This is a genomic window from Mycolicibacter virginiensis (assembly GCF_022374935.2).
Classification (GTDB): Bacteria; Actinomycetota; Actinomycetes; order Mycobacteriales; family Mycobacteriaceae; genus Mycobacterium; species Mycobacterium virginiense.
Genome location: NZ_CP092430.2, coordinates 4,948,076 through 4,960,658, shown reverse-complemented (window position 1 = coordinate 4,960,658; position 12,583 = coordinate 4,948,076). Strand labels below are relative to the sequence as shown.

General features: G+C 68.1%; 12 protein-coding genes. 5 read left to right on the top strand and 7 right to left on the bottom strand.

Going from position 1 to position 12,583, the window contains the following annotated elements; genetic code table 11:
• Positions 1 to 17: 17 nt before the first annotated feature.
• Positions 18 to 548 (top strand): hypothetical protein, encoded by a 531-nt coding sequence (locus MJO54_RS23470; protein WP_046285202.1) that lies wholly within the window; start codon positions 18 to 20, stop codon positions 546 to 548.
• 100 nt (positions 549 to 648) lie between these two features.
• On the top strand, positions 649 to 1,518 hold the full coding sequence (locus MJO54_RS23465; protein ID WP_046285201.1) for a PE-PPE domain-containing protein: 870 nt from the start codon (positions 649 to 651) through the stop codon (positions 1,516 to 1,518).
• 56 nt (positions 1,519 to 1,574) lie between these two features.
• On the opposite strand, the gene MJO54_RS23460 is transcribed toward MJO54_RS23465, so the two are convergent.
• Positions 1,575 to 2,348: a TIGR03084 family metal-binding protein gene (locus tag MJO54_RS23460; protein WP_046285200.1), complete on the bottom strand. Its 774-nt coding sequence runs from the start codon at positions 2,346 to 2,348 to the stop codon at positions 1,575 to 1,577.
• Positions 2,335 to 3,642: an MFS transporter gene (locus tag MJO54_RS23455; RefSeq protein WP_046285199.1), complete on the bottom strand. Its 1,308-nt coding sequence runs from the start codon at positions 3,640 to 3,642 to the stop codon at positions 2,335 to 2,337. Before MJO54_RS23455 ends, MJO54_RS23460 begins: the two co-directional genes overlap by 14 nt.
• 123 nt (positions 3,643 to 3,765) lie before the next feature.
• Here MJO54_RS23455 and MJO54_RS23450 point away from each other — a divergent pair, with 123 nt between their 5' ends.
• Complete coding sequence (locus tag MJO54_RS23450; protein ID WP_046285198.1) at positions 3,766 to 4,371, top strand: YqgE/AlgH family protein; 606 nt, start codon at positions 3,766 to 3,768, stop codon at positions 4,369 to 4,371.
• Between the two features lie 28 nt (positions 4,372 to 4,399).
• Here the strand turns inward: MJO54_RS23450 and MJO54_RS23445 are convergent, their stop codons facing one another.
• Both MJO54_RS23445 and MJO54_RS23440 read right to left on the bottom strand, forming a co-directional pair.
• A complete protein-coding gene (locus MJO54_RS23445) occupies positions 4,400 to 4,849 on the bottom strand; it encodes a hypothetical protein (protein ID WP_046285197.1) in 450 nt (149 codons plus the stop codon).
• Positions 4,850 to 4,873: 24 nt separating this feature from the next.
• Entirely contained in the window at positions 4,874 to 5,812 is a 939-nt protein-coding gene (locus MJO54_RS23440; RefSeq protein ID WP_082108322.1) for an LpqN/LpqT family lipoprotein, read from the bottom strand.
• A 183-nt stretch (positions 5,813 to 5,995) separates the two neighbouring features.
• Here MJO54_RS23440 and leuS point away from each other — a divergent pair, with 183 nt between their 5' ends.
• On the top strand, positions 5,996 to 8,890 hold the full coding sequence (gene leuS / locus MJO54_RS23435; RefSeq protein ID WP_046285196.1) for a leucine--tRNA ligase: 2,895 nt from the start codon (positions 5,996 to 5,998) through the stop codon (positions 8,888 to 8,890).
• Positions 8,891 to 8,916: 26 nt separating this feature from the next.
• Positions 8,917 to 10,404: a hypothetical protein gene (locus MJO54_RS23430; RefSeq protein WP_239652142.1), complete on the top strand. Its 1,488-nt coding sequence runs from the start codon at positions 8,917 to 8,919 to the stop codon at positions 10,402 to 10,404.
• 251 nt (positions 10,405 to 10,655) lie between these two features.
• Here MJO54_RS23430 and MJO54_RS23425 read toward each other — a convergent pair whose 3' ends face one another.
• From MJO54_RS23425 to MJO54_RS23415, 3 genes are read right to left on the bottom strand one after another with little or no spacing between them, the layout of a single operon-like run.
• Positions 10,656 to 11,249, bottom strand: coding sequence for a hypothetical protein (locus tag MJO54_RS23425; protein ID WP_065152023.1), 594 nt, complete (start codon positions 11,247 to 11,249; stop codon positions 10,656 to 10,658).
• Positions 11,246 to 11,863, bottom strand: coding sequence for a hypothetical protein (locus MJO54_RS23420; protein ID WP_240175483.1), 618 nt, complete (start codon positions 11,861 to 11,863; stop codon positions 11,246 to 11,248). Before MJO54_RS23420 ends, MJO54_RS23425 begins: the two co-directional genes overlap by 4 nt.
• Positions 11,864 to 11,886: 23 nt before the next feature.
• Positions 11,887 to 12,576 carry a sensor domain-containing protein gene (locus MJO54_RS23415; RefSeq protein ID WP_240175482.1) on the bottom strand — a complete coding sequence of 230 codons (690 nt, stop codon included), beginning with the start codon at positions 12,574 to 12,576 and terminating at the stop codon, positions 11,887 to 11,889.
• Positions 12,577 to 12,583: the final 7 nt, after the last annotated feature.

The following is a 12,583-nucleotide window of genomic DNA, read 5'->3' as shown; positions in this document are numbered from 1 at the left end:
GCGCGTCTGAGCAGGGTATGGACTACTGCCTGGGCGACGGTGACGGCGCGGCCACGATGTGGACCGGCGCTGCGGACTTGGATCTTGACGGGGACGGGGTGGCCGACGCCATCAGCCTCGATTTCGACGGCGACGGACTGCGCGACGACGCGCTAGTGGATCTCGACGGCGACGGCGTAGCCGACCACCTTCTGCTGGACCTCGACGACGACGGCACCCCGGAGGCCTCCTTCATCGACGACGGCTCCGGCAGCTGGGGACACGGCGCCATGGCGGGCTCGGCGGATCGATCGGGCGGGCTGCGCTGGCTGGGTCTCGACGACGTCGAGCACACCGGCGGTCCGCTGGTGGATTTCGACGGCGACGGGCGGGTCAATGACCGGCTGCTGGACTCCGACGGCGACGGGCGGGCTGATCGGGTGCTGATCGGCAGTGAGCCGGGCCGCTACGGCGCGGCCTACGTCGACACCGACGGCGACGGGCGGTGGAACGTCAAGCTCACCGACGCCGATGGTGACGGCGCCGCCGACGGCGCCACCGTTTTGTGAACTGCCGGGCATCTAGGGGTATCGAAGAACGGCGAAGCCGGAAATACTGAACCCGGCGACATCTTTGCCTCGGGTAGGACACCCCACGGGGGAGGCACCAATGATGAAGATGTGGGTGGGCGCCCTGCTGGGGGCACCGCTGGTGGCCGCCCCGACGATGATCGGAGCGGCCAGTGGCGCGGGCCTCGCCGCTGGTGATCACCGGATCCTGGAGTACGGCCTGGCCGCAGAAGCCCTGGTCATGATCCCGGCGATGAACCAGGCTTGGCTCGACCTGAGCAAAGACCTCTACCTGGTGCCGAACGGGTTCGACCCCGACGGAACGGCGACGTTTCTACAAGTGCCGGAGACCAACGATCTGAACGCCAGCATCAGCGGGGCCACCCAGATTCTGACTGACGCGATCGCACAGCGATGGAGCGACGGCGCGTTCAGTTCCGAAGACCCGCTGTACGTCTTCGGTTACTCGCAGTCCAATGTCGCGGCGGGGCTGGCGGCGGAACAACTCCATCAGCAGTATCCCGACATACCTTTGGACGCACTGCATTTCGTGATGGTCGGTGACAGTGCCGCGGACGGCGGATTCCTGAGCGGATTCATGGCGACATTGCTGCAAGGGCTACCGGAGTCGTGGCATGACGACGTGATCAACATGGTCTATCAGTTCGCCGAGATGATGCACATTGATTCGGTGATCGGCCTGGTGACCCCGAGTGATCTGTACACGACAGACATCTACTCCCTCTCCAGCGACGGCTTCGCGAACTGGGATAACGGCCAGCAGATGGCCGGCATGTTCAGCGACCACCTGGCATACCTGGGGCTGACTCCAGCGGAGATCGCCAGCGCGACCGATGAGGTGATCGGAAACGCGACGTACCACATGATCGACTCCGCCAACGTGAACATGTTCCAGGCGTTGCTGAATTCGCTCGACATGATCATCGGCGGGGTCCTGGCCTGGTTCTGAGGCGCTCAGCGCCCCCGGCTCGGGTTATTCGGCTCCGGCTCTCTTCGCGCAAGCGCTCAGCGCCCCCGGCCGGGAGGCCCCGCGAAGGCTTGGGCGATCTCCAACCAACGCTGCGCGTCGTCGCCGTGGGCGGTGACGTCCAGGTCGGCCAGCGCACGCCGCTGCGTCACCAAAAAGCAGAAGTCCTCGGCGGATCCGGTCACCCGCTGTGCGGCGTTCACCGGGCCCCATGCCCACACTCCGCCCTCGGGCGCGTGAAGTTCCACGTGAAACGGTTCGGCCGGCGGGGTCAGATTGTGCACGGTGAAGGCGAAGTCCCGGGTCCGCACCCCCAGGTGGGCGATCGACCGCAACCGCGCCGTGGGACGCCGCCGCACCCCGAGCGCGTCGGCCACGTCCAGGCCGTGCGCCCAGGTCTCCATCAGCCGAGCTGTGGCCATCGAGGCGGCGCTCATCGGCGGGCCGAACCACGGCAGCTTGCGGCCGTCAGCCACACCGAGCAACTCTTGGTGCAGTTTCGCGCGGGTAGAGCGCCAGTCGGCCAACAGCTCGGCCGGCGGCAGCTGGGCCAGTTCGGCGGCGGCGGCGTCGACGAATCCGGCCGGATCTTTCATCGCGTCGGTGAGTGCGGCAGCAAAACCCGCCTCGTCGGTGATGGCGGTCAGCGACACCCGATCGGTCCACAGCAGATGCCCGATCTGATGGGCGATCGACCAGCCCGCCGCCGGCGTGGGCGTGCCCCACTGACTGTCGGCGAGCGGGGATACCAGGGCGTCGAGCTCGTCGCTTTCGGCGCTCAGGTCCGCGACGATCGATTCAGTTTCGGCCATGCTCGTACTTTAAGCTCACCGGTTCGCGCCGCCGCCCGATGAACGCGTGACCGGCCAAACCGACCAGATACAGCAGGGTGCCGGCCACAATCAGCGACGGCGCCTGCCCGTCGGGGGGAATCAGTGCTGCGGCGCCGGCCACAGCGGCGATGAATGACACCCAGAACAGCGAATCCTGTACCGCAAAGACGTGTCCGCGCAGGGCGTCGTCGACGTCGATCTGCATGGCCGTGTCGGCGCAGAGCTTGACCACCTGCCCGGCGACTCCAAGCAGGAATCCGCACAACACCAGCACCGGTAGGTACAGCCCGACGGCAGCCAGTTGGATGACCGCGGCCGCCCCCAGGGCGCCGTTGGTGGTGGCGTAGCGGCCCCAGCGGTGCACCGCGGGCGGGGTCAGCACCGTGGCCAGAAATGACCCGGCGCCGGCCGAGGCGACGAACAACGCCGTGGTGCCCAGGCCGGACACCGTGTGCTCGCCGACGTGCCGCACCAGTACCAGCACCACCAGCGTGTTGATGCCGAAGGCCATTCGGTGCGCGGCCAGTCCGGACAGGGTGGCGGCCACCGTAGGCCGGTCGCGCACCGTCCGGATGCCGTGCATCCAGCCTGTCGTCACCGCATAGAGCACCGAGCCGTGGATCGCCCGCTTGGTGTCGTCCGGACCGAGCACGTGGGCTTCGAAGCGCAGCGAGAGCACCAGGGCGATCGCGACCGGGATGGCTACGGCCGCGATGATCGACGCCGCACCGCGGTCGTCGGCACCGATCAGCCAGCGCGGCAGCAGCATGAAGTTGGCGCCCAAAAAGGCGGCCACCGCACCGACGGCGATCGCCACGGCGTTCATCGTCACGACCTGCTCGCGCGGCACCACGTGGGGCAGCGCCGCCGACAGCCCGGAGGCGATGAACCGGGTGAACCCGTTGGCGATCAGCGCCGCGCACAGCACCGGCAGATCACCGGCGCCGACAGCCAGCAGCGCGGCGATCCCGAGCACCAGCACCAGCCGGGCGAGGTTGGCCACCACCATCACCAGGCGTCGATCCCAGCGGTCCAGCAGCGCGCCGGCGAACGGCCCCAGCACCGAATACGGCAGGAACAGCACGGCGAACGCGCCCGCGATCGCCCAAGGGGAGGCGGCCCGGTCCGGGTTGAACAGCAGCGCTCCGGCCAGCCCGGCTTGGAACAGGCCGTCGCCGAATTGGCTGGCGGCCCGCAGTTCCAGCAGTCTGCGGAACTCCGGCAGCCCGCGCGCCGACCGCCATAGTGTCGCGGGTGCGCGGTTATCCACCACAGAACCTCTTCCAGAGTCGGGCGGCGGCGCGGCCGGCCCCAAACCAGCCTACAAATATTGCGGGTCGGCCGATGTTCGGCACAGCTCAACACGGATGACGGCGGCGGGTGTCATGATGGAAAAATGGCCCAACCCGAAGATCCCGAGGACTATGTCGCGCCCGCTGCGCATCGGGTACGGGCTGGCACGCTGCTGTTGGCCAACACCGATCTGCTCGAACCCACGTTTCGCCGCACGGTGATCTACGTGGTCGAGCACAACGACGGTGGAACCTTGGGCGTGGTGCTCAACCGCCCCAGTGAAACCGCTGTCTACAACGTGCTGCCGCAGTGGTCCGAGCTGGCCGCCAAGCCCAAAACGATGTTCATCGGCGGCCCGGTCAAACGCGATGCCGCCCTGTGCGTCGGGCTGTTGCGGGTCGGCGCCGAACCCCACGGTGTGCCCGGACTGCGGCACATCGACGGTCGGCTGGTGATGGTCGATCTCGATGCCGATCCCGAGACCATTGCGCCGCATGTGGAGGGTGTACGGATCTTCGCCGGCTATGCCGGTTGGACCATCGGCCAGCTCGAGGGCGAGATCGAGCGCGATGATTGGATCGTGCTCTCTGCGCTGCCGTCGGATGTGATGGTGCCGCCGCGAGTCGACCTGTGGGGACGAGCGCTGCGTCGACAGCCCTGGCCCACCGCGCTGTTGGCCACCCACCCGATCGACATCAGCCGCAACTGAGCCGGCGGCCAGCTCCGCCCGAGGCGTCTTACCCGCAGCCGCAGCCGCTGCCGCACCCGGAGGCCGGCTCCGGCGGCGCGGGTTCTCCGCAACCGCAGCCCGCTCCGCAACCCGCCTCCTCGACGGGCGCACTGTCGCCGCAGCCGCAGCCCGAGGCGCAACAGCCGGCGTCGGCTGCCGCGTTGGCCTGAGCCGACAGGCGTGCCGCGTAGCGGGCGCCCTGCCAGGCTCCGGCGGCCAGCGTGGCGAGTGCCCCGGTGATCGAGATGATCAGCGCCAGCAGTGCCATCGACGACGGGCCGGCCAGCACCAGCACGCCACCCGCGCCCAGGATCACCCCGACGGCGATCTGGGCGGGCGCGACAGCCCGCAGCACCAACTGTTCGGGGTCACCGGTGAGTGGGCGCACCAGGGTCCGCACACCGAAGACCAGCGACACCAACGCCGCAACCAGGCACAAGACACCCATGATCAGCATGGGTCCACCATACGAGCCGGGCGGTTAACCCGTGGTGCCCACCTGGTGGCGGATGACGCCGGACTCCACCGGAGGGTGGGGGGCATCGAGCGGCGGCGGCGCGGTGCCCACCTGGTGGCGCACCGTGCCTGATTGCACCGGACCGCTGGGGGCGGGCGGCGGCGGGTTGGTACCGGGCCGCTCGACCCGGAACCCGTTGATGATCCCGTCGGTCGCCGGAGCCGTGCCGATCGCGCGACCGGCACCGGTGGTCACGGTCAGCGACACCAGGTAGGACGTGTCGTCGGTCGGCACGATCACGTGGCGCCGCGACGTGTTCAGCGTCATGTCGGCGTCGCGGTAGGTCCCCTCGATGATCGACGAGGGGAACCCGTTGAAGTCGTTCAGCGAGGCGTTGGTGGTCTGCCAGGCCATCAGTGTCTGGCTGTCGACGAACCCGTGTGTGATCGCTTCCTTCGGGTCGAACTGGCCGTCCAGCCGGTAGACCACGACCTGGGCGTTGGGGGTGTAAAGCGACCCGCTGCGGCGGTCGGCGATCACGGCGAACGCGTCAGGGACGTTGGGGTCGGGCACGTGGGACCAGCCCGCCGGCATCGGCAAGGTGATGTTGAACGCGTTGAACCCGGCGGGCTGTTGCGGTTGCAACTGCACCTTCTTGGCCGCGAAGTAGTCACGCAGGGTGCCCGAGGTCGCCGGCACGAGACCACTCGGCGGCGCTACCGCCGCCGGGGCCCCGGGTACGCCCGCCGGTGGCGGGAGCGCGGGCACCGGAGCCGCCGGGCGCGGGGCCGACGCGAGCGGCCCGGTTACCGGCACCGCTGCCGGCTGGGCGGCGGGGCCGTAGGGGTTCGGCTGTGCCGGGACCAGCGGCTCGGCCGCCACGGCGGGGATACCGGCCAAGCCCGCCGCCATGACAGCGGCGCAGCCGAAGAGGAGTCGCCAACGGTGCGCGGTGTTCGTCATCTCCAGGGTCCTTCCGGGGCGGGCCGGGTAGTGATGCCCTGGCCGTGAAATGACGGTAGCCACGCGCCGACAGCGTCGCCAGGGCTGCAACCGACCTGGAACGAACCCCTCACCGGGTCGCAATCCAACTGATACCAAGCTGTGGCGATCAGACCGAAAAGCGCCGCCGTTTACCCTGTTGAGGTGAACGAAGCCCCGACCACTCAGGTACCCGGCGACCCGCTTGAACCCAGCGACCAGGCGCCCCGGCACCGCTACAACGCGACGCTGGCCGGGCGTATCGAAGACACCTGGCAGCACTACTGGGAGCAGGCGGGCACCTTCAACGTCGCCAACCCGGTCGGTTCGCTCGCGCCGACCGACGGTTCGACCGTTCCCGACGACAAGATGTTCGTCCAGGACATGTTCCCCTACCCGTCCGGGGACGGCCTGCACGTCGGGCACCCGCTCGGCTATATCGCCACCGACGTCTACGCCCGCTACTTCCGGATGACCGGCCACAATGTGCTGCACGCCCTGGGCTTCGACGCGTTCGGTCTGCCCGCCGAGCAGTACGCCGTGCAGACCGGCACCCACCCGCGGATCCGTACCGAGGCAAATGTCGAGAACTTCCGCCGGCAGCTACGGCGCCTCGGCCTGGGTCACGACAGCCGGCGTAGCTTCTCCACCACCGACGTCGACTTCTACAAGTGGACGCAATGGATCTTCCTGCAGATCTACAACGCCTGGTTCGACCCGACTGCGAACAAGGCGCGCCCGATCTCCGAGCTGGTCGCCGAATTCGACGCGCGCGCACGCACTCTCGACGACGGCCGGGACTGGGCGCAACTGTCGGCCGGTGAGCGTGCCGACGTCATCGACGGCCACCGACTGGTCTACCGCACGGACTCGATGGTCAACTGGTGTCCGGGGCTGGGCACCGTGTTGGCCAACGAAGAGGTCACCGCTGATGGGCGAAGCGACCGCGGCAATTTCCCGGTGTTCCGGAAGCGGTTGCGGCAGTGGATGATGCGGATCACCGCGTACTCCGATCGGCTGCTCGACGATCTCGAACTGCTGGACTGGCCGGAGAAGGTCAAGACCATGCAGCGCAACTGGATCGGGCGCTCCACCGGTGCGGCGGCGTTGTTCGGCGCGGCCACCACCGACGGTTCAGCAGTGGACATCGAGGTATTCACCACGCGCCCGGACACGCTCTTCGGTGCCACCTACCTGGTGCTCGCCCCCGAGCACGAGCTGGTCGACCGACTGACCGTCGACGCGTGGCCGGACGGGGTGGACGGGCGCTGGACATTCGGAGCAGCCACCCCGACAGCTGCCGTCGCCGACTATCGCAAGGCGATCGCGGCGAAGTCGGACCTGGAGCGCCAGGAGAACAAGACCAAAACCGGTGTGTTCCTGGGCAGTTACGCCACCAATCCCGCCAATGGCCAGCAGGTGCCGATCTTCATCGCCGACTACGTGCTGGCCGGCTACGGCACCGGTGCCATCATGGCGGTTCCCGGGCACGACCAGCGCGACTGGGAGTTCGCCGCCGAGTTCGGCCTACCGGTAATCGAAGTCATTTCCGGCGGCGATATCTCAGAATCCGCATACGCCGGCGACGGCACCCTGGTCAATTCCGGTCCGCTGGACGGCATGGCGGTCGGTGACGCCAAGAAGGCGATGACGCAACAGCTGGAGGCCCAAGGCCGCGGCTGGGCGCGCATCGAATACAAGTTGCGGGACTGGCTTTTCGCCCGGCAGCGGTACTGGGGCGAACCGTTCCCGATCGTCTTCGATGCCGACGGTCGTGCGCACCCGCTGGACGCGGCGGCACTGCCGGTCGAGCTGCCCGACGTCGCCGACTACTCACCGGTGCTGTTCGACCCGGACGACGCGTCGAGCGAACCCTCGCCGCCACTGGCCAAGGCGACCGAATGGGTGCATGTCGAGCTGGACCTCGGCGACGGACTGCGGTCCTACACCCGTGACACCAATGTCATGCCGCAATGGGCCGGAAGTTCCTGGTACGAGTTGCGTTACACCGACCCGCACAACGCCGAACGCTTCTGCGCGCCGGAGAATGAGGCCTACTGGATGGGGCCCCGGCCCGCCGAGCACGGGCCCAATGACCCGGGCGGCGTGGACCTCTACGTCGGCGGCGCCGAGCACGCGGTGCTGCACCTGCTGTACTGCCGTTTCTGGCACAAGGTGCTCTACGACCTCGGGCACGTCAGCTCGCGCGAGCCCTACCGCCGGTTGGTCAACCAGGGCTACATCCAGGCTGCCGCCTACACCGATGCCCGCGGGTCTTACGTGCCGGCCGCCGAAGTCACCGAACGCGACGGAAAGTTCTACCTCCCGGGCGCCGACGGAGACACGGAAGTCTTCGCCGAGTACGGCAAAATGGGTAAGAGCCTGAAGAATTCGGTATCTCCCGACGAGATCTGCGACAGCTACGGCGCCGACACGCTGCGGGTCTACGAGATGTCGATGGGTCCGCTGGACATGTCGCGGCCGTGGGCCACCAAGGACGTGGTCGGCGCACATCGCTTCCTGCAGCGGGTATGGCGGCTGGTTGTCGACGAGGAGACGGGCGAGACCCGGGTGCTCGACGGCGAACCGGACACCGAGACCCTGCGACTGCTGCACCGCACCATCGTGGGGGTGTCGGAAGACTATGCGGCACTGCGCAACAACACCGCGGCTGCCAAGCTGATCGAGTACACCAACCACCTGACCAAGGAGCATCGCGAAGGGGTTCCGCGCTCGGCCGTCGAGCCGCTGGCGCTGTTGCTCGCACCGCTGGCTCCGCACCTGGCCGAGGAACTGTGGCGGCGACTCGGCCACGATTCCTCGCTGGCGCACGGACCGTTCCCGGTGGCGGACCCGGCCTACCTGGTGACCGACACCGTCGACTATCCGGTACAGGTCAACGGAAAGAAGCGCGGACTGGTCACGGTGCCCACCGATGCCGATGGCGACGCGATCAAGGCCGCTGCCCTGGCCGACGAGAAGGTGCAGGCATTCCTGTCCGGTGCCACCCCGAAGAAGGTGATCGTGGTGCCCGGCCGATTGGTGAATCTGGTGGTGTGACAACGATGCCGGTGCTGCGGAACTTAATGACGCCATTCGTCCTGTGGTGGCGGTACTGGCCGCAGCTGGCAGCGTGTTACCTCGCCGGACTGGTGGTCCGCCGGGTGGTTATCGCCGCGGCCGCCTGGGCTGGCCACAGCAATCCGTTGTGGGCGGCACTGATCATGCCCGGCGCCGGCCTGGCGCAGCTGGGTTCCTACGTGGCGATGTTCCTGGTGCTGCGCCACGGGCTCCCCGAGGTGGCCGCACTGCCGCGCCGGTCGCTGCGCAGCATCGACCTGTTCACCACCGTGATCGTGCCGTTCTTCGCCATCTATCTGGCCTGGCAGATGTTCAAGGAAGACTGGCTGGCCTATCAACGTCTGGCGCTCAATTACCGGGTGGCCGACGCGATGAGCGGGATCAACACCGAGATGCTGCCCATCTCCCGAACCACCTGGGTGGTGGTTGCTGGTGCCCTGGTGGCCCGTTACGTGTTAGGGCACTTCAGTAGTCGGCTGCCGACAGCGCTGATCGCGCTGCGGGTCTATATCGACGCGCTGTGGGTGTTCCTGGTGCTGACCTTCTCGCTGGCGGCGGGCATCACCGTGTTGATCAAACCCGGCGATTGGATCAGCCATCGTCGGCTTGTGGTGTGGTTCAACACGGTTCGTGCGGACGCTTTCTCGCACGTTCAGCCCCTGCAGACAGCGTGGCAGGGGTTCATGTGGCTGGTGCGGACGGTGTTCGGGGGTGCGGCCGTACCGCTGATGTGGCTGGCCGCGGCCGGAATCGTCTATGGGGTGTCCGCCCAGATCGATTGGCCGACCATCCTGCGGCGGGCCGGCTCGCGGGGAGAGACGGCGGCCGGGGTCACCGAGCGCTGGCAACAGACACCCGAACAGCTACGGTCGCGGGCCACGGAGTACGCCAAGTCCAAGACCGGCCGGTTCGGCCCGATTGTCGATGCGGCCCGGCTGATCCTGCACGGCGGTGTGGTGGGCCTGTCTGCTTACGTATTGGCGTATCTGGTGTTGGCGTGGCTGGACATGCGGGGCAGCTTCTACCGCACTCAGCTGACCGAGGGCTACCTGTACCGGGGGATGGCCAAGGTTCTCGGACCGCACGGCCCGGAGTTCTGGTCGGCGTTCGGCGGCACTATGAGCCTGGCCTCGCAGCTGATCGTTCAGCCGTTGCGGATCGCCCTGGTCGCGGCGATGTTCGCTTACTGCGTGCGCCGGGCCAACCTGGCCACCGTCACCACCGTCACGGGAGGCCCGGGCTCACAAGGTGATTCGCAGCATGATGCCGCCGTCGGTGTTGATCAGGTCGACCGCGGTGGGCACGGCGTCCGACGGCAGCAGGAAACTCAGTTGCAGCGGCCCCGGTTTGGTGCACCGGTCGGTGGCGTCGCCGACCAATGGCGCCGCGTTTCCGATGGCGGCGGTCTGCCAGCGACGCCGCCCGTCGGTGATGACCGCGGTGCATTCCCCGGCGAGGGGCGTTCCGGTCCGCTCGACGGTGACCACGGTTAGCGCCGTGTGGGCCGGCAGGGTAGTCGTGGGCGCGTGCGGCACCGCGTTGAGGTGGCGGATCGAGCCCAACCGCCAGGTCTGCCCGTAGGCGGTCACACTGTCGGCCTTGGTGACCAGCACGGCCGGAGTGACGCGGGCGCGGTAAGCCGACCAATCGGGGTACAACTCGGTGATCCCGAGGACGGCCGCGGCGACCGCGGCCACCGCGAGTCCGATCACGTTGCGCTGCCAGAGGCGAAGCGTGCGGTCGCTCATCCGGCCACCTCCGGCGCCACCACCAGAACTGTGCCGGAGATGGATTCCAGGTGACCGCGCAGGTTGATCACCAACCGGTCATCCAGGCGGTCGTCGAGGCCGGGCCACACGTGCAGCTCGAACGGGTCGGCGCCGGGCGGGTCGAACAGCTCGGGTGGCACGTCGAAGACCCAGGCGCCGCGCTGGGTGATCCCCGGATCGGCTCGATAGCCCAGCGTGTAGCTGGGGAACCGATCGGACGGCCGGTAGGTGTTGGGGCCCACTCGAAGTTCGACGCTGGGCATCGCCGTCCGTTCTGTCGCCGACACTCTGGCGCGCACCACCACCCACGCCCCAGCGGCGGTCACCGGTGGCGGGTTCGCCCACCGCGCCGAACCCTGTACCTCCCTCGTCAGCTGTACGCCGTCGACGGTGACCGTCAGCGAACGCCCAGTGGTCTCAACGCCGAACCGGCCGGGGACGTCGAACGGTCCGTAGACGCGAGTGCTGTCGGGCAGGTGTTGCCAAAGCAGCGCCGCAGCCACCAGGATCGGCGCGGCGGCCAGGGCAGCGGTCAGTCCCGGGCGGGATCGCCGGATCGGTGCGCTCATTTCACGGTCACCGGCAGGGTGATCTCGGCGTAGTCGCCTCCGCTGTCCACCCAGTCCCGGCCGTAGGTGACCAGCAACTCGGTGAAGCGTTTCTGCGTGACCCGCAACGTCACGGAGAGGTCCGGATGAATCGCACTGTCGGGAATGCGCCACACGAACACGAGCTGCTCTTCGAGGCCCGGCCCCAACTGGGTGATGGGGGAGCCGTCGACCATCCGAAACACCCCGACCGAGGTGCTTTGCGGCTGCTCACGCAGCTGCAGTTCGCCGATCAGCCGGCCGGGAATGGTACCGTCGTTGCGGACCGTGCTCACCACACCCAGATAGCGATGGCCGGGTTGGGCCGGTGCGACGATCCGCCGACCGGCGCGCAGCTCGTTGACCACTGAAGCGCGGGCGATGGTCAAGGTGAACTTACCATCGCTGTGCGCTTCGTCGACCGCAAACACGCTGGGGCCGGCATCCACCGTGTCCAGCCCGCCGAACAGGCCGGCAACGGCCAGGATCACCCCGGCGGTGAATGTCCGCAGTTGACGCAACTTGCGCCGCTTGAGCTCTCCGCGCAGCCAGGGGACCAGCGCTGAGATACGTTGCGTGACTTTGTTCGGGGCCATGGATCCTTCAGCAGCCGCGCGGATCAGGCGCGTACGCCGGCGACCTGACTGGTGATGCGTTCGGCGATGGTGGCCGCGGCGGGTCCGCCGTTGCCGTACTGACACACCTTGATGCTGTAAAGCACATTGCGGGTCACCCCGGCGACGTCCGAGCAGCTGTAGCCGATCGGTTGCTGGTCGGACAGCTGGTCCTCCACCCACCGTGCCGAGGTCGGGGCCACCGTCTGAATCCTGAACCGCCACTGGGCGTCCGTGTTGTCCTTGATGGAGGCGATGACCCCGTTGCACTTGGCCATCGCGGCCTTGCTGAACACCTTCTGGAAGGTCTGCGTAGCCGTGGCGGCGTCGGCGTAGGTCGCCACCCGCTGCTGGACGGTGAACTCCCAGTTCTCGGCGTCGTCGCGGTCGGCGCGGAACCGGTAACCGGTGTAGTCGCGGCCGAAAGTTTCGACGTCGGGGCCGGTCAGCATGGCGCACGCCGAGTGCTCGCCGAGGTCGTCGGATTTATAGGGCCGCCGGTTGGCCTTCTCCCAGTCGAACGTGACCCCGACGATGTCGCCGACCGCGGCCGGCGACAGCAACAGTGACTCGACTTTGCCCGCAGGCACCGTGGCGTCGCCCGAGTCGGCCGCCGCGACCGGAAGGAGACCGGCGACCAGCGTGCCCAGGCACATGACGCCCATTCCGAAAAGCAGTCCCTGCGGTGCCTTCATCGCTGCC

Coding starts and splice junctions, on each gene's coding strand:
- MJO54_RS23470 (WP_046285202.1), top strand. CDS start 18: ATGGACTACTGCCTGGGCGACGGTGACGGCGCGGCCACGATGTGGACC.
- MJO54_RS23465 (WP_046285201.1), top strand. CDS start 649: ATGATGAAGATGTGGGTGGGCGCCCTGCTGGGGGCACCGCTGGTGGCC.
- MJO54_RS23460 (WP_046285200.1), bottom strand. CDS start 2,348: ATGGCCGAAACTGAATCGATCGTCGCGGACCTGAGCGCCGAAAGCGAC.
- MJO54_RS23450 (WP_046285198.1), top strand. CDS start 3,766: ATGGCCCAACCCGAAGATCCCGAGGACTATGTCGCGCCCGCTGCGCAT.
- MJO54_RS23445 (WP_046285197.1), bottom strand. CDS start 4,849: ATGCTGATCATGGGTGTCTTGTGCCTGGTTGCGGCGTTGGTGTCGCTG.
- MJO54_RS23440 (WP_082108322.1), bottom strand. CDS start 5,812: ATGACGAACACCGCGCACCGTTGGCGACTCCTCTTCGGCTGCGCCGCT.
- MJO54_RS23430 (WP_239652142.1), top strand. CDS start 8,917: ATGACGCCATTCGTCCTGTGGTGGCGGTACTGGCCGCAGCTGGCAGCG.
- MJO54_RS23425 (WP_065152023.1), bottom strand. CDS start 11,249: ATGAGCGCACCGATCCGGCGATCCCGCCCGGGACTGACCGCTGCCCTG.
- MJO54_RS23420 (WP_240175483.1), bottom strand. CDS start 11,863: ATGGCCCCGAACAAAGTCACGCAACGTATCTCAGCGCTGGTCCCCTGG.
- MJO54_RS23415 (WP_240175482.1), bottom strand. CDS start 12,576: ATGAAGGCACCGCAGGGACTGCTTTTCGGAATGGGCGTCATGTGCCTG.